At 31.1% G+C, this 25,597-nt stretch carries 24 protein-coding genes; all 24 read right to left on the bottom strand.

The window, feature by feature from the left end:
* Positions 1-3: 3 nt before the first annotated feature.
* The 24 genes from M2214_RS00325 to M2214_RS00210 all read right to left on the bottom strand — a co-directional run bounded on the left by M2214_RS00325 (position 4) and on the right by M2214_RS00210 (position 25,595).
* The gene (locus tag M2214_RS00325; protein WP_248481570.1) at positions 4-960 is read right to left on the bottom strand and encodes a P1 family peptidase; all 957 of its coding nucleotides are present in this window, start codon (positions 958-960) and stop codon (positions 4-6) included.
* A complete protein-coding gene (locus M2214_RS00320) occupies positions 953-1,927 on the bottom strand; it encodes a biotin--[acetyl-CoA-carboxylase] ligase (protein ID WP_248481568.1) in 975 nt (324 codons plus the stop codon). Before M2214_RS00320 ends, M2214_RS00325 begins: the two co-directional genes overlap by 8 nt.
* A 110-nt stretch (positions 1,928-2,037) precedes the next feature.
* Positions 2,038-3,267 (bottom strand): sodium ion-translocating decarboxylase subunit beta, encoded by a 1,230-nt coding sequence (locus tag M2214_RS00315; protein ID WP_248481566.1) that lies wholly within the window; start codon positions 3,265-3,267, stop codon positions 2,038-2,040.
* A 23-nt stretch (positions 3,268-3,290) separates the two neighbouring features.
* On the bottom strand, positions 3,291-3,704 hold the full coding sequence (locus M2214_RS00310) for a biotin/lipoyl-containing protein (RefSeq protein ID WP_248481564.1): 414 nt from the start codon (positions 3,702-3,704) through the stop codon (positions 3,291-3,293).
* A complete protein-coding gene (locus tag M2214_RS00305; protein ID WP_248481555.1) occupies positions 3,688-4,110 on the bottom strand; it encodes an OadG family protein in 423 nt (140 codons plus the stop codon). The genes M2214_RS00310 and M2214_RS00305 overlap by 17 nt, the downstream gene beginning before the upstream one ends.
* Before the next feature lie 17 nt (positions 4,111-4,127).
* Positions 4,128-5,672 (bottom strand): methylmalonyl-CoA decarboxylase subunit alpha, encoded by a 1,545-nt coding sequence (gene mmdA / locus M2214_RS00300; protein ID WP_248481553.1) that lies wholly within the window; start codon positions 5,670-5,672, stop codon positions 4,128-4,130.
* A 15-nt stretch (positions 5,673-5,687) separates the two neighbouring features.
* Positions 5,688-6,098, bottom strand: a complete 411-nt coding sequence (mce, locus tag M2214_RS00295) for a methylmalonyl-CoA epimerase (protein WP_248481551.1) — start codon at positions 6,096-6,098, stop codon at positions 5,688-5,690.
* Positions 6,099-6,369: 271 nt separating this feature from the next.
* Positions 6,370-7,302: a methylmalonyl Co-A mutase-associated GTPase MeaB gene (gene meaB, locus M2214_RS00290; protein ID WP_248481549.1), complete on the bottom strand. Its 933-nt coding sequence runs from the start codon at positions 7,300-7,302 to the stop codon at positions 6,370-6,372.
* Between the two features lie 15 nt (positions 7,303-7,317).
* On the bottom strand, positions 7,318-7,722 hold the full coding sequence (locus tag M2214_RS00285; RefSeq protein WP_248481539.1) for a cobalamin B12-binding domain-containing protein: 405 nt from the start codon (positions 7,720-7,722) through the stop codon (positions 7,318-7,320).
* Positions 7,723-7,743: 21 nt separating this feature from the next.
* Complete coding sequence (locus M2214_RS00280; RefSeq protein WP_248481536.1) at positions 7,744-9,411, bottom strand: acyl-CoA mutase large subunit family protein; 1,668 nt, start codon at positions 9,409-9,411, stop codon at positions 7,744-7,746.
* Positions 9,412-9,602: 191 nt separating this feature from the next.
* On the bottom strand, positions 9,603-11,096 hold the full coding sequence (locus tag M2214_RS00275) for an acetyl-CoA hydrolase/transferase family protein (protein ID WP_248481534.1): 1,494 nt from the start codon (positions 11,094-11,096) through the stop codon (positions 9,603-9,605).
* 24 nt (positions 11,097-11,120) lie between these two features.
* Positions 11,121-11,450, bottom strand: coding sequence for a DUF3870 domain-containing protein (locus tag M2214_RS00270; protein WP_248481532.1), 330 nt, complete (start codon positions 11,448-11,450; stop codon positions 11,121-11,123).
* A gap of 32 nt (positions 11,451-11,482) precedes the next feature.
* Entirely contained in the window at positions 11,483-12,850 is a 1,368-nt protein-coding gene (locus M2214_RS00265) for an aspartate-alanine antiporter-like transporter (protein WP_248481530.1), read from the bottom strand.
* Between the two features lie 390 nt (positions 12,851-13,240).
* On the bottom strand, positions 13,241-15,109 hold the full coding sequence (ftsH, locus tag M2214_RS00260) for an ATP-dependent zinc metalloprotease FtsH (RefSeq protein ID WP_248481528.1): 1,869 nt from the start codon (positions 15,107-15,109) through the stop codon (positions 13,241-13,243).
* A 108-nt stretch (positions 15,110-15,217) separates the two neighbouring features.
* Positions 15,218-16,612, bottom strand: a complete 1,395-nt coding sequence (gene tilS / locus M2214_RS00255) for a tRNA lysidine(34) synthetase TilS (RefSeq protein ID WP_248481526.1) — start codon at positions 16,610-16,612, stop codon at positions 15,218-15,220.
* 12 nt (positions 16,613-16,624) lie between these two features.
* Positions 16,625-17,368 (bottom strand): hypothetical protein, encoded by a 744-nt coding sequence (locus tag M2214_RS00250; RefSeq protein ID WP_248481524.1) that lies wholly within the window; start codon positions 17,366-17,368, stop codon positions 16,625-16,627.
* A 74-nt stretch (positions 17,369-17,442) separates the two neighbouring features.
* Complete coding sequence (locus M2214_RS00245; RefSeq protein WP_248481522.1) at positions 17,443-17,865, bottom strand: DUF1934 domain-containing protein; 423 nt, start codon at positions 17,863-17,865, stop codon at positions 17,443-17,445.
* Between the two features lie 14 nt (positions 17,866-17,879).
* Positions 17,880-18,968, bottom strand: coding sequence for a D-alanine--D-alanine ligase (locus M2214_RS00240; protein ID WP_248481520.1), 1,089 nt, complete (start codon positions 18,966-18,968; stop codon positions 17,880-17,882).
* Positions 18,969-19,081: 113 nt separating this feature from the next.
* Entirely contained in the window at positions 19,082-20,401 is a 1,320-nt protein-coding gene (gene ypeB / locus M2214_RS00235; protein ID WP_248481518.1) for a germination protein YpeB, read from the bottom strand.
* A 20-nt stretch (positions 20,402-20,421) separates the two neighbouring features.
* Positions 20,422-21,105 carry a spore cortex-lytic enzyme gene (gene sleB, locus M2214_RS00230; RefSeq protein WP_330651526.1) on the bottom strand — a complete coding sequence of 228 codons (684 nt, stop codon included), beginning with the start codon at positions 21,103-21,105 and terminating at the stop codon, positions 20,422-20,424.
* A 22-nt stretch (positions 21,106-21,127) separates the two neighbouring features.
* The gene (spoIIR, locus tag M2214_RS00225) at positions 21,128-21,769 is read right to left on the bottom strand and encodes a stage II sporulation protein R (RefSeq protein ID WP_248481516.1); all 642 of its coding nucleotides are present in this window, start codon (positions 21,767-21,769) and stop codon (positions 21,128-21,130) included.
* 54 nt (positions 21,770-21,823) lie between these two features.
* A complete protein-coding gene (locus M2214_RS00220; RefSeq protein WP_248481514.1) occupies positions 21,824-22,972 on the bottom strand; it encodes a Ger(x)C family spore germination protein in 1,149 nt (382 codons plus the stop codon).
* Positions 22,969-24,069 (bottom strand): GerAB/ArcD/ProY family transporter, encoded by a 1,101-nt coding sequence (locus tag M2214_RS00215; protein ID WP_248481512.1) that lies wholly within the window; start codon positions 24,067-24,069, stop codon positions 22,969-22,971. Before M2214_RS00215 ends, M2214_RS00220 begins: the two co-directional genes overlap by 4 nt.
* Positions 24,066-25,595, bottom strand: coding sequence for a spore germination protein (locus tag M2214_RS00210; RefSeq protein WP_248481510.1), 1,530 nt, complete (start codon positions 25,593-25,595; stop codon positions 24,066-24,068). Before M2214_RS00210 ends, M2214_RS00215 begins: the two co-directional genes overlap by 4 nt.
* Between the last annotated feature and the right edge of the window lie 2 nt (positions 25,596-25,597).

Raw genomic sequence — 25,597 nt, 5'->3', positions numbered from 1 at the left:
TCTTTATATATTCATATCTTTAAATGAAGGGATTCCTTTTATTGAATCTGCATTTTTTACCGCATTTATTATACTTTGTTCAACTACTTGCGCTGCTAATGTTCCAACTAAGTTTACATCTGCTTGTATTTCTCCTGTGGCCATGGCAAATATAGTATCACCATCATACATAGTATGTATAGGTGATATAGCCTTAGCATAGCCATTATGAGCCATTTGGGCTAATTTACTACATTCAGCCTTATTAAACTTAGCGTTAGTAATAACAGCTCCTATAGTAGTGTTTTGCATAGAAAAATCTTTTGAATTAACTCCAGCTTTCATAAGATCTACAGTATTCACAAATTTTTTCTTATCATCATCAAGACAACCTGCAATTATATTATCACCTTCATATACATCTCCAAATGGATTAGCTGCAATTATAGCACTTACAACCAAACCATTATCAAGCTTTATAGAATGACTTCCTATTCCACCCTTTGTTGCGTAATCAATTCCTTTAAACTTACCAATAGTAGCTCCACAACCCGCACCATAATTCCCCTGCTTTAACTTGGTACGTGAAGCCGCTTCGCAAGCTCTATATCCCATATTATAATCAGGTCTTATAGTATAGTCTCCAACATGGAGATCAAACAATACAGCCCCTACTACTATAGGTACCTTAGTGACACCTACATCAAACCCAACATTCTTTTCCTCCAAATACTTTGCAACTCCACAAGTGCACTCAAGTCCAAATGCAGAACCTCCAGACAGTACTATAGAATGAACCTTATCTACCATATTTATAGGATTTAAAAGATCAGTTTCTCTCGTTCCAGGTGCCGAACCTCTAACATCGACACCACAACAAGCTCCTTTTTCACATATAATGACAGAACATCCTGTAATACCTTTTAAATCTTCAACTTGTCCTACTTTTATTCCATCAATGTCCAATATATTGTTATACATAATTATGTTCTCCTCTTATAGACACTTCTCCAGATATTAATTCTTCAATATCATTATCTTCATTGATTATTACAAGATTGCCTTCTTCATTTAGATCTATACACTTTACCTTTCTTTTTTTATCAGCATTTATTATATATATATTCTTTCCTAATATAGCAGAACTTTCTTTACATATTTTTATACAATTAGACTTATCATTTTTTTGTATATAATCTAAATATAATTTTTCAAATTCTTCTAATATATTCTTTAATATATCTATTCTTTTCACATTGTAACCTTCTTTGAATATAGAAGTTGCTATATTCTGTATATCACCAGGAAAATCCATAGTTTTAACATTCATTCCCATACCAAGAACTATATAATTTATTCTATCTATCTCTGCACCAAGTTCCGTTAATATTCCACTCACTTTTTTATTATTTACTATAATATCATTAGGCCACTTTATAGACGCGTCTATTTTGAGATTTCTAAGAGCTTTCACAATACTCGCTCCTGCTATTTGAGTTATAAAAGGAGCATTATGTGGGTATATATCTGGCTTTAGTATAATACTTACCCATATACCATCACCCTTAATAGAATGCCATTCTTTACCCCTTCTTCCTCTTCCACTTGTCTGCTCTTCTGAAACAATAATAGTTCCATCACTTGATTCTAAAGCAACTTTTTTAGCATAATCATTAGTTGATCCTATAGTATCAAAGTGTATAACTTCTTTGCCTATAAACCTTGTATTCAAATCATGCTTGATAACACCACCGCTTAATAAATCAGGACACCCAACTATCTTATGTCCTTTTCTAGTTATAGACTCTATTTCATAACCTTGATTCTTTATATTCTTTATATGTTTGCTTACAGCACTTCTTGTTATACCTAGCTTTTCAGATATATATTCTCCAGATACAAACTCATTTCTATTCTCTAATAGGATCTTTATTATCTCACTTCTCATACAATCCCTCTTTTCATTTTACATAGTATAACAAAACTATACCAAAAGAAACTCAGTTTAGAAAGGCCCCATATAAAAAGACTACCAACAAAAGTTAGTAGCCTTTTAAATTAACCAAATAAACTAAGTAGTACCCCAGCTGCAACAGCTGAACCTATAACTCCAGCAACATTAGGTCCCATAGCGTGCATCAAAAGGAAGTTTCCTGGGTTTTCTTGTTGTCCTACCTTATTAGAAACCCTTGCAGCCATAGGGACTGCTGACACTCCAGCAGATCCTATAAGTGGATTTATAGGGTCTTTAGAGAATTTATTCATTATCTTAGCTAAGATAACACCACTTGCAGTTCCTATACTAAAAGCTATAACTCCAAGTGCAAATATTTTAAATGTCTGCCAAGTTAAAAAAGCATCTCCAGTTGCAGTAGCCCCAACTGAAATTCCTAAGAATATAGTAACTATATTCATAAGCTCATTCGATGCAGTCTTTGACAATCTATCAGTAACTCCACATTCTTTAAATAGATTCCCAAGCATTAACATACCTATTAACGTAGAAGCAGATGGCAATATTAAAGAAACTATTATAGTAACCATTATAGGGAATATTATTTTTTCCTTTTTAGATACTGGTCTTAACTGATCCATAACGATATTTCTTTCTTCTTCACTAGTTAAAGCCCTCATAATAGGTGGCTGAATTATAGGAACTAATGCCATATAAGAATAAGCAGCAACTGCTATTGGTCCTAGTAATTCCGGCTTTAACTTTGTAGCTAGATATATAGAAGTTGGGCCATCTGCTCCTCCTATTATACCTATTGATGATGCCGCTTGAGCATCAAAGCCAAAAAGTATAGCTCCTATGAATGTAAAAAATATTCCAAACTGTGCAGCAGCTCCTAGAAGCAAACTTTTAGGATTGGCTATTAACGGACCAAAGTCAGTCATAGCTCCAACCCCCATAAATATTAAAGGTGGAAATATACCAAGTTCGTCCCCTTGATATAGATAATGAAGAAGACCTCCAGGAAACTTATTCTTAATATCAACAGCCCATATTCCCTGTTGCGCCTGTATTGCTGCCTCTTTAGTATCTATAGGATGTATATTCAAAAGAGTCTGAGGATGACTCATAATATCTGATAAAGGTAAATTCGTAAGAATCATACCAAATGCTATTGGAACCAATAAAAGAGGCTCAAACCCTTTATTTATAGCTAGATACAATAATAAGCAACCTACGCCAATCATTATTATCTGCTTATAGTACATTCCAAAGTCTGTGATAACATTGTATATACCCGTACTTTGTATGAAATTAAATACAACTTCTCCCATGGGTAATCCCCTTTCTTACTTTTTTAAGAAATACCTATAATAATATCACCCGCACTTACAGATGATCCTTTTGTAACATGAATATCTTCAATAATTCCATCTGCTGGTGCCATTATCTCGTTTTCCATCTTCATAGCTTCAAGTATTAAAAGAACTTGACCCTTAGTAACACTGTCTCCCTTATTAACCTTTATTTCATTTATAGTTCCAGGCATAGGAGCTTTTACTGTATTAGTAGAACTTGAGTTGCTAGATATATTTTTATTTAGCTTAACTTCTTCTTTTACAGGAATATTTTTTTCTACTTTTGTCTCAACCACTTTAGCCTCATTATTATATGACTTTTTGGATTTTGAAGAATTACCACTTTCCTTTATTTCTTCTACCTCAACATCGTAAGAAACTCCATTTACCTTAACATTAAATTTTTTTATCATATTCATATCCCCCTAGCATTGAACTCATTTGCTCTATTCTTCCAAGTTTTGACCACGCACTATCACTATTTTCACTTCTCTTTATTTTTCTAATAACAATATTATTAGTAGTCGTATTTAAAGCACAAGCTATAGCTGAACTTATAACTGCAACTATCTCTTTATCATCTTGATCTTGTTTTATATCTTGTTTAGTATCTTCTTTTATAATTATTTGCTCTTTCTCTTTTTTAGGTTTAGAGCTAGATTTTGTCATTATTTTTACAGCTGCCATTATAACCATAAGAACCACAAATACTATACACATAGAAAGCAGCGTAACAACTAAACTAGCAATCAATTGTTCAGATTTTGTAAGCGCCGTTATATCAGTTTTCATTACATCTAATAAATTAGTCAAATTCATAGTTTCACCCTCTTATTTTAAAGTGGAATATTTCCATGTTTCTTAGGAGGTCTGCTTTCTCTTTTAGATTTTAAAACATCAAAAGCATCACAAAGTCTAATTCTAGTTAAAGATGGTTGTATAACATCATCTACAAAACCTCTTTGAGCTGCTTGATAAGGATTTGCAAATTCTTCTCTATACTCCTTAACCTTTTCAGCCCTAACTGACGCAGGGTCATCAGAAGCTTTTATATCTTTTCTAAATATTATATTGGCTGCTCCATCTGGTCCCATAACTGCAACTTCAGCACTTGGCCAAGCATATACAATATCAGCTCCTAAATCCTTAGAGCACATAGCAAGATAAGATCCTCCATAAGCTTTTCTAGTTATTATTGTAACCTTTGGAACAGTAGCTTCACTATATGCATAAAGCATCTTAGCACCATGTCTAATAACCCCACCATACTCTTGAGACGTACCAGGTAAGAATCCAGGAACATCTACAAAGTTCAAAATAGGTACATTAAAGGCATCACAAGTTCTGATAAATCTAGAAGCTTTATCAGATGCATTTATATCAAGACATCCAGCCATATATGTAGGTTGATTGGCTATTATTCCTACAGATTCTCCATTAATTCTTGCAAAACCCGTAAGTATATTTCTTGCAAAATAAGGTTGAACTTCAAAGAAATCATTATCATCAACTATATTTGTTATTATATCTTTCATATCATACGGCTTATTTGAATTATCAGGCATTATAGTGTCTAGAATATCTATTTTTTCATTAATATCATTGCAATCCAATATGGGAGCTTTTTCTAAATTATTAGAAGGTAAGAAGCTAAGTAATTTTCTAATTCCCATTATGCAGTCCTCATCAGAGTTAGATACAAAGTGTGCCACTCCCGAAGTAGCATTATGAGTCATAGCTCCACCAAGATCTTGTGCACTAACTTCTTCTCCAGTAACAGTTTTTATAACTTGAGGCCCCGTTATGAACATTTGGCTAGTTTTATCAACCATAAATATAAAGTCAGTAAGAGCTGGCGAATACACTGCTCCTCCTGCACAAGGTCCCATTATAGCAGATATTTGAGGAACAACACCAGAAGCTATAGTATTTTTATAAAATACTTTTCCATACCCAGCTAGTGCATCTACTCCCTCTTGAATTCTAGCTCCACCAGAATCATTAAGACCAACTATAGGTGCTCCCATTTTAAGAGCCATATCCATAACCTTTTCCATTTTCTTAGCATGCATCTCTCCAAGAGATCCTCCTAAAACAGTAAAATCTTGAGCAAATGCATAAACTAATCTACCTTCTACCTTACCATATCCTGTTACAACCCCTTCTCCAGGAGCATCTACTTTTTCCATACCAAAATGATTACATCTATGTTTTACAAAAGCATCTAACTCAATAAAAGAACCCTCATCAAACAATATATTAAGTCTTTCTCTTGCTGTAAGCTTTCCAGAATCATGTTGCTTTTGTATTCTTTTTTCTCCTCCACCAAGCTCTATCTTAGCTCTCTTTTCTAAAAGAACATCTAGCTTATTTTGTGACATTTTAGCTCCCCCCTTCTAATCCCTTTGGCTTAGTTCAAGTAATATGCCATGAGTACTCTTAGGATGACAAAATGCAATTTTTGCTCCGCCCGCTCCATATCTAGGCTTTTCATCTATCATTCTATATCCTTTTTCCTTAACTTCTTCTATAGCCTTTTCTATATCATCGACTCTTACAGCTATATGCTGAAGTCCATTTCTTCCACCATTTTTTTCAATGAACTTAGCTATAGGTCCATCTTCAGAAGTAGATTCTAAAAGTTCAAGTTCGGTATCTCCAACAGGTAAAAATGCAACCTTAACCTTTTGATCTTCAACAACCTCAGTTCCATGGCATTTTATTCCAAGAACATCCTCATAAAATTTTAAAGTCTCATCAAGATTTTTAACAGCTATTCCTATATGATCAACTCTACTTATATTCATATTAAAATCCCCCTTTTTAATTAAAATTCGTCTAGTCGCTACGCACTGACTCATGTCGCCAACAAGTCTCACGACTTTGTTGCTTAAAATAGTTGCAAGTGTAGCTATCTTAACAAGTTATCAGCAAAATAAAAATTCTAAGTTTCACTTTATCCGAAAGCTAAAAGTTCTAAGACTCCATCCTCTAAAAACTGGAGATGAGAACTTAACAGCTTCTGGATTAGTTCAGCTAGAAATTCAGTTGGAGTAAAAACTCCACCTGAATTAAGTTTCACTTTATAAGCTTATTGAATATTTTTTCACTCACAGTATAAGGATCAATTTCTTTACTTAATGTCTTGATTATCATACCCTCAACTTCTTTTTCATTTTGTATATTTTGAATTTTATCTTCTATTTTTCTATGTATTATCTCTCTTATCTCAGATTTATTTCTCTGAAGCACCTTTCTATTTAACACATCATTTTTTTCCTGATAATCTTTATGATTTATAATATTTTGAAGTAATTCATCTACTCCACTTCCATCATTTGCAACAGCCATTGTAACAGGAGGTCTAAAATCCCAATCCTTCTTAAAATCTAACATCATCTCTATCTCAAGTGAAGTTCTCTTAGCACCTTCTTTATCTGCTTTATTTACAACAAATACATCTCCAATTTCCATCACTCCTGCTTTTATAGCTTGTATATCATCTCCAAGACCAGGTACCATAACCATAACTGTAGTATCAGCAGTTTTAACTATATCAACCTCCGATTGTCCAACCCCTACAGTTTCAACAAATATATAATCACATCCATAGGCGTCCATAACTTTTATTGCACCATAAGTAGCTTTGGATAAGCCTCCTAAATAACCTCTAGTTCCCATTGACCTTATAAATACTCCTGGATCTAAATTCAAATCACTCATTCTTATTCTATCTCCAAGTATAGCTCCCTTAGAGAAGGGGCTAGTTGGGTCTATTGCTATAATGCCAACCTTTTGCTCCTGTTCTCTAAGTTTTTTTACCAATTTATCAGTTAAAGTTGATTTTCCTGCTCCCGGAGGGCCTGTTATGCCTATTACATAAGCTCCTTTTGTATTCTTATGTATGTCTTTTAATATATTAAAATAACCTTCTTGTTCGTTTTCTATTATGGAAATAAGCCTAGCACAAGCTCGCTTATTTCCTTCTAATAAACTTTTTATTAGATCCATATTTTCACAACCTTATTAAGCCATCGATTTTTTTAGATTTGCTTTTATAAAATCTATAGTAACAGTAGTAGGTGTTCCTGGAGTAAATACTTCTGCTATTCCATTTTCTTTAAGATATGGAATATCATCATCAGGAATAACCCCACCTCCAATAACAAGCATATCATTATAAACCTCTTCTTCTTTTAAAAGTTTAACAACTTTTGGAAGAAGATGGTTGTGAGCACCAGATAAGATACTCATTGCAACAACATCAACATCTTCTTGAATCGCAGTTTGAACAATCTGTTCAGGTGTTTGTCTAAGTCCTGTGTATATAACCTCCATACCAGCATCTCTAAAAGCTCTCGCTATAACTTTTGCTCCTCTATCATGCCCATCAAGTCCAGGCTTTGCAACTAATACTCTTATAGGTCTCATATTATTTTCTCCCCCTTTATACTATATCATTACACTTTGTTTATATTCGCCAAATTCTTCTCTCATAACTCCACATACTTCTCCAAGTGTTGCATATGAATTAACAGCATCCAGAATGTAAGGCATTAAATTTTCATCACCTTTACAAGCATTTCTTAAATCCTCTAAATTTTTCTTAACAAGCTCGTTATCTCTTCTATTTTTTAATTCTTTTAATTTTTCACACTTTCTTTGTCCAACACTAGGATCTACTCTTAAAAGATCCTTTGGAGCTTCTTCTTCTACTTTAAATTTATTCATACCAACTATTACTCTTTCATCATTTTCTATTTCCTTTTGATATCTATACGCACTCTCCATTATCTCCTGCTGCATATATCCCTTATCTATAGCATTTGGAGATCCCCCAAGAGTGTCTATCTTTTCTATTAATTTCATAGCCTCTTTCTCTATTTTATTAGTTAAGCTTTCAACATAATAAGAACCTGCAAGCGGGTCTATAGTATCTGCTACTCCACTTTCATGCGCTACTATTTGTTGAGTTCTAAGTGCTGTTCTAACAGAATCTTCAGTAGGAAGAGCTAACGCCTCATCTTTAGAATTAGTATGAAGAGACTGAGTTCCTCCCATAACGGCTGCAAGAGTTTGAATAGCAACACGAACTATGTTGTTTTCAGGTTGTTGAGCAGTAAGAGTAGATCCGCCTGTTTGAGTATGGAATTTAAGCATCAATGATTTTTCTTTTTTAGCACCAAATCTTTCCTTCATAATTTTAGCCCAAAGTCTTCTTGCTGCTCTATACTTACCAATCTCTTCAAATAAATCGTTATGTGCATTAAAGAAGAATGAAAGTCTCGGAGCAAAATCATCTACGTTTAGTCCTGCATCTATAGCTGCATTTACATAAGCTATCCCATTAGATAGAGTAAATGCTACTTCCTGAATAGCAGTAGATCCAGCTTCTCTTATGTGATATCCAGATATGCTTATTGTATTCCACTTAGGAACATTTTTAGAGCAATATTCAAATATGTTAGTTATAAGTCTCATAGAAGGTTTTGTTGGGAATATATAAGTTCCCCTTGCAACATATTCCTTAAGTATATCATTTTGAATAGTACCTCTTAACTTATCCATGCTAACACCTTGCTTTTGTGCAACCGCTATATACATAGCTAATAAAACAGATGCTGGTGCATTTATAGTCATAGAAGTTGAAACCTTATCAAGAGGAATCCCATTAAATAATATTTCCATGTCTTCAAGAGAATCTATTGCAACTCCAACTTTTCCAACTTCACCTTCAGAAATAGAATCATCTGAATCATATCCCATCTGAGTAGGTAGGTCAAATGCAACTGATAATCCCATAGAGCCTTGATCTATTAAGTATTTATATCTCTTGTTTGACTCTTCTGCCGTTGCAAAACCTGCATACATTCTCATTGTCCAAAGTTTTCCCCTATACATAGTTGGTTGTACCCCTCTAGTAAAAGGATACTGACCTGGAAATCCTAAATCATCATAATTAACATCTTCTATATCCATTGGTGTATAAAGTCTTTTTATTTCTTCATTTGACCCTGATAAAAATTCAGATTTTCTTTCCCCAAATCGTGATAAAGTCTTCTCTAATTTTTCTTCTTCCCATTTTTTAAAGCAGTTTTGTAACTTATCATTACAACTCATTAAATTCGCCCCCTTATATTTAATTATGAAAGTTTATGATTTTAAAATTTCATAATTGTATACTTATGAAATTTGAATTGCATACTCACTTACTTACTTTCTACATTTTTTATCTAAATCCTTCTTGTTTTGTTGTAATTTTTCAACTCTTTAGACAATTTAATTTTATCAAATAAAATTGCTTAAAATAATTATATTTTCATACTTCCATTTTTTAAAAATCTATCATGCCATGAAAGTGCTTCAGAAATAACATGAGGTGTATGCTTGTATTTTCCATTCAGCGCTTTTTCTAAGTAATCATTTAACATATCCTTATAATCAGGATGGGCGCAATTATCTATTATGCGTCTAGCTCTTTCAACCGGACTTAACCCTCTTAAATCTGCAACACCTTGCTCAGTAACTATTACCATAACATCATGCTCCGTATGATCGCAATGCGAAACCATAGGAACAATAGATGATATATCTCCTTTTTTAGCTATTGATTCAGTTGTAAATATAGTTAAATAAGCATTTCTAGCAAAATCACCAGATCCTCCTATCCCATTCATCATTCTGCTTCCCATTATATTAGTAGAATTTACATTTCCGTATATATCAACTTCTATAGCTGTATTTATTGCAATTACCCCTAGTCTTCTAGCCACCTCAGGACTATTACTTATTTCTTGAGGTCTCAGAATTACTTTTTCTTTATAATTTGAAAATTTCTTATAAAAATCATCCAGTCTTTTAGGTGATACGGTAAGCGATGTTGCAGATGCAAATTTAACCTTATTATTATCTATAAGGTCTAAAACAGAATCCTGCAATACTTCTGAATAAACTACCAAATCTTCAAATTTAGAATCACAAAGACCACCAAGAACTGCATTTGCTACACTTCCAACACCAGATTGAAGAGGTAACAAATTCTTAGGAAGTCTCCCTTTGTCCACTTCATCATTTAAAAATGTTATAAGATTCTCAGCCATTTTCTTAGATACTTCATCTATCGGAGTCACTTCTCTTGTCTTGTCCTTTATATCTGTAAATACTATTCCTGCTATCTTATCAGGTTTACAAGGAATATAAGGAGTTCCAATTCTATCAGTTGCCTCTACAATAGGTATAGCCTCTCTATTAGGAGGATTCTTAGTAGAATATATATCATGTACTCCTTCCAGATCTAAAGGCTGAGAAGTGTTAATTTCAACTATAACCTTATCAGCAGTTTCTACGAATACATTTGCATTTCCTATCGATGTCGATGGTATTATATTTCCATCTTCAGTTATAGAAACAGCTTCCACAAGAGCTATATCTATATTTCCAAAATAACCATACTTTATCCACTGAGGTACATTACTAAGATGCATATCTGCATACTGTACATCTCCACTGTTTATCTTGTTTCTAGAGTCTTTATTAGTTTGATAAGGATACCTTCTTTTCATTATCCCTTTTCTAGATAATTCTCCATCTAACTCATCCCCAACAGATGCACCCGTTATAATAGTTAACCCTATTTTATCTCCCTTATCTTTTCTTCTTGAAAGTGCTAGTGGAACGGCTTTTGGATAGCCAGCAGGTGTAAATCCACTCGTTCCCACAATCATTCCATCCTCAAATAATTGGGCAGCTTCATCAGCGCTCATAACCTTACCTTTTAACTGATTGCATCTTAATCTATTTTGCATAATGCTTATCCCCCCAAATAAACTTTAATTTGCTTTTATTTCATTAAATTTTTCATTGCATATTTTAAGTGCAAATAATAAAGCTTTTTTTGCACATCCATAATACCTTTCATTGAATATAGACTCTATCTCATCATAATTTGTTATCTTTCTTCCAACCAAATTTTCTCTTACAAATCTTTTAGCAGTTGATGTTACTAATGTACAGTCTAAATCAACAATAGTTCCATTCTCTCTATTTATCAAAAGACCTATAGCTACCACTGTATATAGCTCTTGTGCTGTTATTCCAGCAGGTAGTTTTGCATACCCAGTTATAAATATATTATTAGATGACATTTTAATAGCAGCCAAAGGCTGCTATTCACCTCCTTCGTAATTTTAATCTACATAGGTAATCTATGAAGTATGATAGTAAATAAAACCATTCCAAGTAGTGCAAATGGATACGTAGCTCCATACCCAGCTGCAGGGTCATCGCTTCCTACTGCATCTATAGCAGCTCCAAGACCAGGAGTAGATGTCATTCCTCCACAGATTGCTCCTGATAACATAATCCAATTTATTTTAAGCACATATCTTCCTACAAAGAATCCCACCATCATGGCTACAGCACCTACAACAGTACCTACAAGAGCTAAATAAGCGCCTGATCCTAATATCGTATCAAAAACATTAAATCCATATCTTAAACCAACTATAGCTAAGAAAAAAGCAAGCGATAACTGTCTTATAACACCTAAAATTTTATTGCTCATTCTAAAATTTAAAGAACCTATTTTACCTACATAACCAAGTGTTAGCGAACCTATTAAAACCCCGCCAGTAGATCCTAATCCAAAATATCCCAAAGGTCCTAAATATATTTTTATTTGACCTATAAAATATCCAAATAAACAAGCTGTAGTAAATGCTACTAAATCAAAAGGACTCTCTTCTATATCTTTAGCAGAATCACCCCTAGCTTCTTTCATTTCCTTATTAAATAGTTCTTGTTCTTTTTTTACGTCTATTCTAAAAATTCTTGGAAAAAAATTAACTGCTAATATAACTATCAAAACCCCAAATGGGTATCCTATAGCATGACCAACGCCTATTCCAGCTTCTGCTGCTTTTATAAATTCTTCACCTTGCTTATCTGTAAGCTTAGCTGTATTAGTTTCATTGATATTTCCAGATGGGTCTAATATTTTAAAAAACTTTTTTCTCTCGTCAATACTCATATTTTCAAATTCTTTTACTTTCTCTGTTGCATGACCTCTTGCAGTTTCAATTGCAGCTGCAAGACCAGGCGAGCTTGTAAGTGCTCCTGTGTATACTCCAGAAATTTCATATGGATTAGCTTCATTAGCACAAATAGTCATTCCATATGTTGTAGCTGCACCTAAACTCGTTATAAAAAAACCTAATATAACAAACTTAATTCCATATTTTTTAAGAACTGCCCCCATATCTTTTGCAGCCAACAGACCAACAGCTGCAACAAATAGTATTAGAAATAAACTGAAGAAATTTTTAGAAATAACTCCTGAGTCTATCATATTTTGAGCAGCTTTATAAGCACTGCTCGTTTCGCCTATACTTTTGCCAAATCTTAAAATCCACCACCCTATTATCAACCCTGTAAAAAGTGCCCCTGAGACCCCAAAATTAAACTTTCCAAATTTAACTTTTCCAAATAGCAACCCTGTCACAACAGCTACAAACATAAGAACAAATGGATTCATCATAAAGCTGACAAAATCAAATTTCATTTTTCCCCCCCCTATTTTTTTTATTTATTTATGTTTAATTTTTATGTACAAGCTATTCATTTTATTACTTTAAATTGTTCACAAGTTGAAATGCATATAATTTTCTTAGATACAAAAAAAATCACGGCAAAGTAAAGGTTCATAGTTCCCTTACTATGCCGTGATTTAACTATACTTCACAATATAACTTATATATCCCATCGAATACTAGTTACACAATGATAGCTAATAGGCTATTTCCTATTTATTTAGTTTGTTAATTAATATATATTACAAATGTATTAATTTTATTACTTATAAATTAAATTTATAGATATTTTGCAAAAAATTCGCTTAATACAGTAGTAATTTACTATAAAGTAAAAAAAATAAGGTTGAGAAATCTCAACCTTATTTATTATCATCTTCTTTATCAACAGATATCTCATCATAGTCTTCAAGTGATAGTTCTTTATTAAATGCTTGTTTAAACTGCTCTGCATCCAATGTCTCGTATTTTAAAAGACACTTAGCAACATAATGCAGACTATCTATATTATCGTCTAACAGCTTTTTAGTCTTGTTATAAGCTTCATCTACTATTCCACTTATTTCTCTATCTATTTCTGATGCTACTTCCTCAGAATAATTTCTCTTTGATGTGAAATCTCTTCCTAAGAATACCTCATCAGAATTATCACCAAACGTCATAGGTCCTAATTTTTCACTCATACCATATCTTGTAACCATAGCTCTTGCTGTTTGAGATACTCTATCTAAATCATTTTGAGCTCCAGTTGATATATCATCAAGAACAAGATATTCTGCAACTCTTCCTCCAAGAAGAACTATAAGATTTTCTTGCATTTGCATCTTAGTAGCATAGTACTTATCTTCTTTTGGAAGCTGCATAGTGAATCCTCCTGCTCTTCCTCTAGGTATTATAGTAACCTGATGTACAGGATCTGTATTAGGAAGAAGTTGAGCTGCAACTGCATGACCAGCCTCATGGTATGCTGTTAGCTTTCTTTCTTTTTCACTTATTACCTTAGTCTTTTTAGCAGGACCAGCTATAACTTTAGTGATAGACTCTTCTATAGTATCCATTTTTATAGTCTTTTCTCTTTTTCTAGCAGTTAGTATAGCTGCTTCATTCATAAGATTTTCTATATCTGCTGGAGTAAATCCAGGCGTTCTTCTAGCTAAAACCTTTAAATTAACATCATCTGATAAAGGCTTATTTTTTGCATGAACCTTAAGTATAGCTTCTCTACCTTTAACATCAGGCGCTCCGACAAGTACTTGTCTATCGAATCTACCTGGTCTAAGTAAAGCTGGATCTAGTATATCTGGTCTATTTGTAGCTGCCATTATTATTATACCTTCATTAACTCCAAATCCATCCATCTCAACTAAAAGTTGATTTAAAGTTTGCTCTCTTTCATCATGACCTCCACCAAGGCCTGCTCCTCTTTTTCTACCTACAGCATCTATCTCATCTATAAATATAATACATGGAGAATTTTTCTTGGCTTGTTCAAATAGGTCTCTAACTCTAGATGCTCCTACTCCTACGAACATCTCAACAAAGTCTGAACCACTTATACTGAAAAATGGGACTCCAGCCTCTCCTGCAACAGCTCTTGAAAGATATGTTTTACCAGTTCCAGGAGGTCCAACCATTAATATTCCTTTAGGTATTCTAGCTCCAAGGTCTATATATCTTTTAGGGCTCTTAAGAAAATCTACTACTTCTTGAAGATCTTCTTTTTCTTCTTCAAGACCAGCTACATCGTCAAATGTAACCTTATTTTTCTCATCTCCTTTATGAAGTTTGGCTTTTGACTTTCCAAAATTCATAACACGGCTTCCGCCACCCTGTGATTGCTGCATAAATACAAACCAAAATACTACAAATATAAGTATCATAAATATAGATGGTAGTATTTCAAAGAACCAAGGTGTTTGAGGTTCTGGTTTTCCTACAAGCACAAGCTTCCCTTCTGTAACTTGTTTTAAAATAATATCTGAAAGATTGTCTTTACTTACTGGGTAAGGTACATAAGATCGAAAATGTGTGTTAGTAGTCTTTATTGTTCCTTCAATTATCTCATCTGTAAATGTAAGCTCTGATATATTTTCTTTAACTAATTCCTGATAAACCAAAGAAAAATCTAAATTTTCTATCCCCTTTGCAGGTTTACCAAGAGTTTGGACTATTGAAACTATTATTATAAATACAAGCAAATAAAAAGTTGCTCCTTTAAATAATTTCTTCAAATAGAGCCCTCCTTTCTCTCAGGTCAATAATTTTAGTTTATTCTATCATAAATAAAACACCAATACAATACAACTAGGTTATATACTATACTTGTAATGATATTGAGGTTATAAAGCTTTAAAGCTTATTCTTAAAACATTTTTAGTATTTGAATCTATTTTATAGTCTTCACTCATTCTATGTCCTATAACCCAGATGATTCCTTTTTCATCCGATAGAATCGGAACTAAGTCTCTTTCTTCTTTAGGTATTTTCAGATCTATAAATAAGTCTTTTATCTTTTTACTCCCCCCCAATCCTAGTAATTTAATCTTGTCACCATTTCTTCTATTTCTTATGTGCAAACTTCCTTTGATCTTATCGGCATCGAAGAATTTGGTATATTTATCATTGCTAGATTTTTCATATTCATCAATATTTAATATTTTACTCTCTACTATAGTATTTGATTCCTTTATTTTTATATATCCACTTTTAGGGATAATATAATCATAACTTATTTTTTCTTCTATCATTTCTTCATCTGTGAATATTATACGTCCACCCTTTTTATATACCAATATTCCCTTAGGTAAATCTATTCTGCTATTATTTTTATGTGAATTAATTAAATTATTTACATCCTGTATATGTTTTTGCTCTATTCCTTTTATATTTCCTAAAACATAATCAATGCACTTTCTAATAATTCTATTTTTTAAAGCTCTATGAGCATTTATAAATTTCTCTATATCCATAGATATAGTATTGTCAGATATTTTAGAACACATCTCATCAAATGATTTATTTGACTGTTCCATTATAAAGTCGCCATCATCTTTTAGTAAATTTGCCATTCTTGCTATAGATTCCTTTAAATTCGGATTAAAATTTTCAATCATATAAGGAATTAGCTTGAGTCTTATTTTATTTCTAGTATATATTTCTTCTAGATTAGTTTGATCTATTCTAGGGCTTAAGTTATTTTGCTCACAATACGCTTCTATCTCCTCTCTATCTACATCCAATAGAGGTCTTATAATTCCATCTTCTCTTTTGTACTGTATTCCCTTCAACCCTTGAAGCCCAGTTCCTCTCATCATTCTCATAATAACGGTTTCTGCTTGATCATTTATATTGTGAGCAATAGCTATCTTATCGGCAGATATTTTGTCTTTTATTTCAAAGAACATATTATATCTTAATATTCTAGCTCCTTCTTCTAATGTAACTCCGTTTTCATTGCAATAAGCTGGAACATCTATTGCTCTTATAAAACATGGAACCCTCATAATATCACATATCTTCGCTACATACATAGCATCCTTTTGAGCTTCAATTCCTCTTATTTTGTGATTTAAATGAGCTGCATATATCTTTATATTAAATTCATCTTTTAAGTAGTTCAATATATGAAGCATACATATAGAGTCCGGTCCTCCGGAAACCCCTAATATTATTTTATCCCCATCATTGACTAAATTATGCTTTTTAATTGTTTCTCTCACTTTATTTATAATCATTATATATCCCTCTTATTTTATGCCTTTTATATAGTATCTATTAATATCCTTATACAAATCTATATTATTCATACATTGAATATAGAATTTGCTATTAAAACTGTTGTTCCTTCTATAATACTCCTTAGTCTCAAAATAACCCATATTATAATCATTAAATATCATTTTGTAATCATCTTCATATGTATTCGTTAAGTAATAAAAATAAATTCCATTTGTATATACTTCTTTATATTCATACGATTTTCCTTGTGTATTTTTATTTATTAATTGTTTATATTCATCCGGAAGTATAGAGTGTATATATTCATCCGATATCAAATTCAAATAATCCTCTGTTTTCATTGCAGATATGTAATAATCGTATCTAAATGTTGATTCTTTCATAAGATCTAGTATTGCCTGTATCTCATCAGCTTCAAGCTGAGAATGCTTTTTTATTTTGTAATACATCAATCTTTCATTATGATCTAAATTATCAATTTTATTTTTGTCTGAATTAGATATAACAGATATATATGGAAATTCTTCAATTTCTTCTTTTAATTCTTTATCCATACTTTTTATTATTCCCAAACTATTTAATATATCCATTAATTTTTCATCATCTTTAAATTGTAAAAATAAAACAAAAGATGATGTAGTTACCAATCCAACCATTAATATAGTTAAAATAATAGAAATTGCCATTTTATTTTCATCAGATTTCAAATGAACCACCTCTATAACGATAAGTTTTTTGTCATATTTATTCATAATTATAATAACAAATAAAAACGATAAAAGGTAGTGTAAATTTAACTACTTTTTACCGTTTTTTCTATGACTTTCTAATTTATTTTTATATTTATAGAGTTTTTACCTTCAAATAGGCCAGTTATATTTAAATCATACTCTATTGTTATCTCTATATTTTTATATAAATCTATTTTATTTATTTCTATTTTTTTAGTTACAATTTCCATAGGTAAACTACCATGGGGTGTTCTATATAATGTTTTATATCTTTTCCCTACTTCAAAAACTAATTCAGAATTATTTCTACCCATTTTTTTCATAATTATACAATCTTCAGTTATTTTCAATCTACTAGTAGTACCTTTCATACCTGATATTTCAGATTCTTCATATACCACATAAGTAGCATTATTTTTTAAATATATCTTACCCTCTGTTATTAATTCCATATCATCTTTATTACCTTTGAAATCCATTTGAACAGTATTTATTTTTATTAAAACATTCTCTCCCATTTATTCCTCCTCATTTAAACCTTACTAGCTAATTTTTGCTCATGTCTTTTTAAGGCTAAGTTTATAAGTTCATCTATTAGCTTATCATATGAAATCCCTGTATTTTCCCATAGCTTAGGATACATACTTATATTAGTGAATCCAGGCATAGTATTTAGTTCATTTATATATATATTGTTCGTTTCTTTCTCTACAAAGAAATCTACTCTTGAAAGCCCACACCCGTCAATTGATTTAAATGCCTTTATAGCCATTTTTCTAATTTTTTCACTTATGCTTTCTTCTATTTTTGCAGGTATTATAAGTTTTGATGATTCATTCAAATACTTAGCTTCATAATCATAAAACTCTTTAGCAGGTATTATTTCTCCAGCAACTGAAGCTTTTATTTCTTCATTTCCTAAAACAGATACTTCTATCTCTTTTGCATTTACACCTTCTTCTAATACTACTCTTCTATCGTATTCTAAAGCTTCTTTTATTCCTTTTATCAACTCTTCTTTATTTTTAGCCTTTGATATTCCAACACTAGATCCTAAGTTTGCAGGTTTAATAAATATAGGGTACGGAAGTATACTTTCTATTGATTTTAATTGTCCTTCTTCATCATTATTAAATTCCCATCTTGTAGTATAAGTATATTTAACTTGTGGTATATTTTCTTGTTCAAAGACTTTTTTACAAACCAATTTATCCATTCCAACACTAGATGCCAGTACATTACATCCAACATACGCTATATTGCTTATTTCAAATAATCCTTGAATGGATCCATCTTCTCCATATGGTCCATGTAGAACTGGAAATAATACGTCTATTTTTTTGAATGTATTATCCTCAAATTCTATACCTACCTTTTGGTTCAAAGTTGGTATCAAATTTATTTTTGCATTTTTTTTAGCCTCTTTTTCCCAGCTTCCATCCTTTATTTTTTCTACATCGCCTTCATAATAAAGCCAGTTTCCATCTTTAGTTATACCTATTGTATATATATTATACTTTTCTTTGTTTATATATTTATAAATAGAAGAAACAGACGATAAAGAAACCTCATGTTCCCCAGATTTTCCTCCAAATATCAAAGCTATATTAATTTTTTGCATAATAGCACCTTCTTTCTAAATATATGTTATTTATAATTATATGCTATATACTACCTTTTTGATTATATTTTATTTTAACAAAAAAATAAAGAAGCAATAAGCTTCTTTATATATTACATGGCTAATGTGCCATCTGGATTTTTTATTAATTCAAATATTTTTTGCTGCTTACCTGTTATAGCATCTACATATATTAAGAAATTTCTTCCTTTATATTCGACTTTAAATTCATAACAAAGTTTTTCTTTTTTCCCTTCACTAGGTATAATACTTAATTTATTCTTTAATATCTTTGCTCCATCTATTATATTTTGACTAGCATCTTTAGGTGTAACCTCTGGTTTTCTTATTTTTCTATCATAGTGACTAATTAAATATCCTTGTGATTCAAGCCCTACTACCTCTCCATTATCAAGAGCAACCTTTACCTTGATTAAATCTGGATATATAGTAACATCTTCTTTTTTAGAGCAAAAATTAAACGTTGTAGCTCCATTATTAGTAAGAGAATAAGTAGGAACCATATCCTTATATTCACTCTCTTTCAAAAACTTTTTAGCTAACTCAAGTGCTTTTTTCTTATCTATAGAAGGCTGTCCTATTTGTCTTGTATCCACCATCCATACTATTTTTCCAGCAGTCTCACTCACAGATAGACTTACATTTTCACTATTAAACATATATCCTGGAATAGAATTATTTTTTATTCTTCCATCATAAGTTAAATCTGTTATTTTTTTATATTTAAGAAAATTCAAAGCTATTTCTTTAGCTTTATCTTTATCTATTTTATCTCCTTTAAGTCTAGGCTTTATATTTCCAATATGCTCTGAAAATGGACCATCATAGATAAGTTCTGGTGTTTCACCCATTCTTTCCTCTATTCTTATCATACTCGTTGCCATTACATTTGCATTTGACTTTTTCATTTTTTTATTTGCTTTTGATGCAACATCTGTAAACTGAACTTTATCTTTAGCTATTTCACTCTGTACTTTTCCTAATTCTTTTGATAAGTATTCAGCACTTTTTTGAAGTTCTGATATCTTTTTTCTTTCCTTGTCATTTAAATGTTTATCATCTAAAGTTTCTTTAGCTAATGTTATAGTATAATCTCCTAGCTGGGTCAAAAATTTTTCAGTTTTTCCAATAGATTTATGATTAAGAGGAAGCTGAGCCATTTTATCTTGAGCTGAATAAGATTGACTCATTATATCTGTAAGAAGTATTATGTTTTGCTTTGTAGAATTACTTACATTTACCTTAGACAAATCTGATTGTATAGTCTCTACATTACCTATAACATCGTAAAACATTCTTTGGTATTGAGCATTTAAACTTCTCTTATACGCTATTCTTTGTGAATACTGGGTGATTCCCCATATCAAACTTATTGCAAGTAAACCCAATAAGATATTTGTTTTTTTATTCAAATTCAAAATATCACTTCTTTCTAGTAAGTTTCTTTTGCAAACCAATGCTTACCTACTTTATATATAGGTTTTAATTTCCATATCCATTTACTTGTAGCTGTTGCAGGGTTCCAATAGTACACAGCTCCACCTGTAGGATCCCATCCATTAATAGCATCATTTGCAGCTTGTATACAAGATTCTGTTGGCTTCATATTTATTTGACCATCATCAACTGCAGTAAAAGCGCCTGGTTGATATACAACTCCAGCTATTGAATGCGGAAATCTAGAATCTTTAGTTCTATTTAATATAACCGCCCCTACACTCACTTGCCCTATATAAGGCTCACCTCTTGCTTCTCCTGTTATAGCCTGAGATAGAAGGTATATCTCATCATTTCTAGATGTTGCTACTTTTTTAGTTTGAGTTTGTATTCCAAGTGCTTTTTTAGTTTCATTTCCAACTATACCATCTTGTTTTAAATTATTCTTTTTTTGAAATTTCTTTATAGATTCATAGGTTTTATATCCATATACACCATCTATAGGACCATTATAATAACCCCAGTTTTTAAGTTTTGTTTGAACCGCTTTAACATCATCGCCTTTTGAGCCCCAAAATATATTAGCTTGACCATATACTATATAATCATCTACATAAAATACTACACACGATAATATTAATATAGAACACATTGAAACTAATAATAGTATTTTTTTCAAAATAAATCACTCCTATTGTTTCTTAACTTAAATGTAATTTAATATTCTTATTTTTTATTTTTTCTAATATCTCTACTATTTTAAATTTTAATTTAACCTCTTTATTGTCAACTAATATCATTTTATATTCTTCTTCTGTAAGAACTTTTTTTAAATTTTTCTCAGTTTTATTGTCTGTTATTCCATGATTTATATCTACAAAACATAGTGGCGGGAACATCACGCACCACCAGTTTTTCCCTTTACCTTCTCCTATTACAACCTTTAATGCTTTATATTCACCAGCAGGTAATACTATATTAGAATATTTCTTTGTAGGAAAATTTGAATAATCTAAGCTAGCTGTTACTTTATACTCTTTTTCATTTTCTTTTATTTCATCCGAAGCTATTTTCTGTATATTTTGAATATTTTCCGTGATAATATTTTTAGTTTCTTCAATACTTTCTGATTTTTCTAATTTTGGAGATAAAAATTCTATTATTTTATCTCTAACCTTTAATTTTAACTCTTGATCATTTTGAGAATCACTATTTGCTATAACATGGAATCTTATCAGCTTTTCTTTATAATTGTCTCTGTTTGCATAAACATCATTTAAGTAAGATATAGTACTCATAAAACAAAATAAAGCTATAAAAAATGCAATTAAAACTTTTCTCATAATTTATCCCCCCGAATTAATTAATTTATTTTATATCTTTATTTTGTCCTTTTTTTACCTTACTATACCTATTCTTCTAATTTTACTATTTACATGTACATTAACTTTCATATTTTTGAAGTACTGATCAAAATCTTCATTAACTTTTTTATATAAAGGTTGATTGTATTTATACAATGTATCTTTTACATGTATAACATCTAGACTATCTTTTTGTAATTTAGATATTAACTTATTCACATTTTCTTTTATCTTATTCTCACATAATTTTTCTACTTCACGTATACCTTTATCATTAGCTACAAGCCCCTTAATTCCAATTTCATGCTGAGTTATATCACCTTCAGTATCTATATATATATCTAGTACTAAATTATTATCTTTTTCAGTTACCTTTGTTTCACTTTTGTTACTAGTTATTTTGTAAGCAACTGGTACATCTTTATAGGTAACATGTATATCCATTATATTGTAATTATCTTGATTTATCATATTCAAAAATCTGCATTCTCGCGCATTCAATTCTTCTTTAAACACATAATCCTTTACTACAATTCCGCCAACGAGTTCTATTCTCTTATTATTATCAGTTTTAGTAGTAAGAGGAAATACAGTACTTTTATTTTCGTGTATTTCCTTTATTACCTTATTCAAAGTTCCATCTATTACTGTCCCATTATTTACTGCAGAACGTAATATGTTTGAATAATATACTCCTACAATGGGTTGTTCATTGGGTTTAATAGCTATAATATCTGAAGCAGTTTCTTCTGATACTAATATGAACATTTTTCTTGAAAAACGTTTATTTCTATCTATTCCATCAAGTATCTGCTTGAATAATCTTTTATCTTGAACTATTTCTTTTCCTAGTATTATTATCTTGTTGTGAGATAGTTCTAAGTCAAATGGAGACTTTGATTCTATCTTATTTATTGTAGTATTAAACGACTCTCCTTGAGCTTCCCAATAAAAAGACGCTTCCTTGGTGGGTGTTTGTTTTGTTCCAAGGAGGGCTACATTAGGTATTTTAAACGATACTTTTATTTTATCTAATTCTTCTTTCTTTTCTTCTTCTTTTAATTTATCTATTCCAAGCCCTATTACAAATCCTCTATTGTTTATTTCAACCTTATCCCAACAACCTGTAAGTAATGTGCTTATAATAATTGTTAGAATTAAAATCGTATATTTTTGTTTCATGCTTTTTTCACCTTCTTACTAAATCTAGAAAATAAAAATAGTATAAAAGGAATAGCTGCAATAACTATTACTTGTAATCCAATTGTATATTTATTGCTCAATAAATCGTATACATGTGCTAAATTAGCAGGATATAAAGCTAATAAATATGCAATTGGGAGCACAGCATAATTAAAGTAACTTATTTCTTTGCAATTAAACATATCTCCAAATATTAACGATTGAGAGAAAAGAAATACGCATATTGTTATAAATATATTTAACGTCCAGGCTCCCATTATTAATGCATCTAGATTTTCTAAAAATGCTCCTGGTATATCTATGACTTTTACAATGGTCAATGTAGGCCACATTAAATGTGAAGTTTCAGTTTGACCAAATACAGCCATGCTTATTACTACAAAGAATACAGATGCAATTCCTACAATAGCTGATGATATCCACTGTATCTTAAAGCCATCCTTAGGATCTTTCATAAAAATGCCAAGTATAAGCATAGTCTCAAATCCTGAGAATGAAAAAGTAGTCAAGAATACAGATGGAAATATCTGAGATAAGTTAACATTAAAAATAGGCATTAAATTACTAAAATCAGCACTCTGAAGTGAAAATAAAAATATAAATATTATAGGTAGCATCATTAAGAAAAATATTATCTGGGATATCCTAGCTATACCTTCTATTCCTTTTCTAGAACCGTAAGCACATACAAATAACATAGATAGTATTATCACCTCTATAGGGGTTTTCTTTAACATATACATTTTTACAACTTCTCCAAATATACGGACTACCATACCTATATTTATCAAATAGTATAATATATATATAATGCATATTAAGTATGCAATCGGCTTAGTCAAAATATCTGAACTTATCTGCATAAGACTTTTATTTTGAAATCTATATACCACTTTATATATACAATATCCAAAGAAAATACATACAAGGGTTGCTATTATTACAACTATAAACCCTGATCCTTTGACTTTATCTGATAAGTTTCTTGGTAAAGATAATATACCTACACCTAGCATTGTACTCATCAAAAGTGTTATCATTTGCGATGTACTTATTTTTTCTTTAGTTGAAATCATTTTTTAATATCATCCTCCCCAAGTATCTCTTTTCTTTTATCATCTAATCTATTTGTATTTCTTTTTGTATACATTTTAGGTCTTGAATGCATAGATGCCATAGGAGCTCTTATAATCGTATCTTTAAGATCTTTGAAATTTTCTCCCATAGAGCATAACGGCTCTAAATAAGGAATTCCAAAACTTCTTAAATTAGCTAAATTTATTAGCATAACTAAAAATCCTAATATTATTCCATAAAGACCTAATATGGATGCCAAAAGCATTAATATGAATCTAAGCATTCTAAATCCTATCGCCATATTGTAACTAGGTGTTGCAAAAGAAGATATTGCAGTTATAGCGACTATTATTACCATAAGAGGACTGACTATACCAGCTTGAACTGCAGCTTGACCTATTACAAGACCTCCTACAATACCTATTGTAGATCCTATAGCCTTTGGAAGCCTTGCTCCAGCTTCCCTTAATAATTCCAATGTAATTTCCATTATAAATGCCTCTGTAAATGCCGGAAATGGTACTCCTTGTCTTGTTGCTGCAAGGTATAAAGCAAGGTCTGTTGGTAACATATCTGGATGATAAGAAGTTATCGCTATATATAGTGATGGTAAAAACAAAGAAAATCCTGTAGCCATCAATCTTATAAACCTTACAAGGGTTGATATTATCCATCTTTCATAATAATCATCAGGAGATTGTAAGAACGTAGTTAGTGTAACCGGAACTATAAGAGCAAAAGGTGTGTTATCTAATAATATTGCAACTCTACCTTCATATAAAGATGATGCTATTACGTCAGGTCTTTCTGTATACTGTATTTGAGGAAATAAAGAATAACAATTATCTTCTATTAACTGCTCTACATCTCCACTTTCTTGAATCATATCTATATCTATTTCATCTACTCTTTTTTTAACTTCTTCCAAAACTGTATTGTTAACTATATCTTCTATATACAGTAAAGCTACATCAGTTTTTGACCTTTCTCCTAATGACAGATTTTTTATTTTAAAATTCGTATCCCTTATTCTTCTTCTTACTAAGGATGTGTTAACTTTCAGTGTCTCAGTAAATCCATCTCTAGGACCTCTTATAACAACCTCAGATTGGGGCTCTGATACTGAACGAGTTGGCCACCCTCTTGAAGATAATACTATGGATTCCTCAACATTATCTATAAATAAAAGCGTTTCTCCTACGAGTATATTCTTAATACATTCTTCCATTTCCTTAATTTCTTTTATCTCGGTTATTGCTATAGTTTTTTTCTGTATTAAATCTTTTATATTATTCTTTATATCATTAGGCATAGCTAATCTAGATGCAACTATCAAATTATTTAAAGCAAATTCACTTATAAGTGCCTTATCTGTCAATCCATCTATGTAAACAAGAGCCATTTTACAACCATTCTCAACACCAACATCAAATTCTCTTATAACTAGGTCATCACAATCTTTAAATCTTTCATTTATAATATCTAACTTATGTTCAAGCTTATATTCTTCTTTTTTTACTTGCATAT

Origin of the sequence: Tepidibacter aestuarii, from assembly GCF_934924865.1 — a bacterium.
Lineage (GTDB): Bacteria > Bacillota > Clostridia > Peptostreptococcales > Peptostreptococcaceae > Tepidibacter_A > Tepidibacter_A aestuarii.
This window is presented reverse-complemented; position numbering and strand designations above follow the sequence as displayed.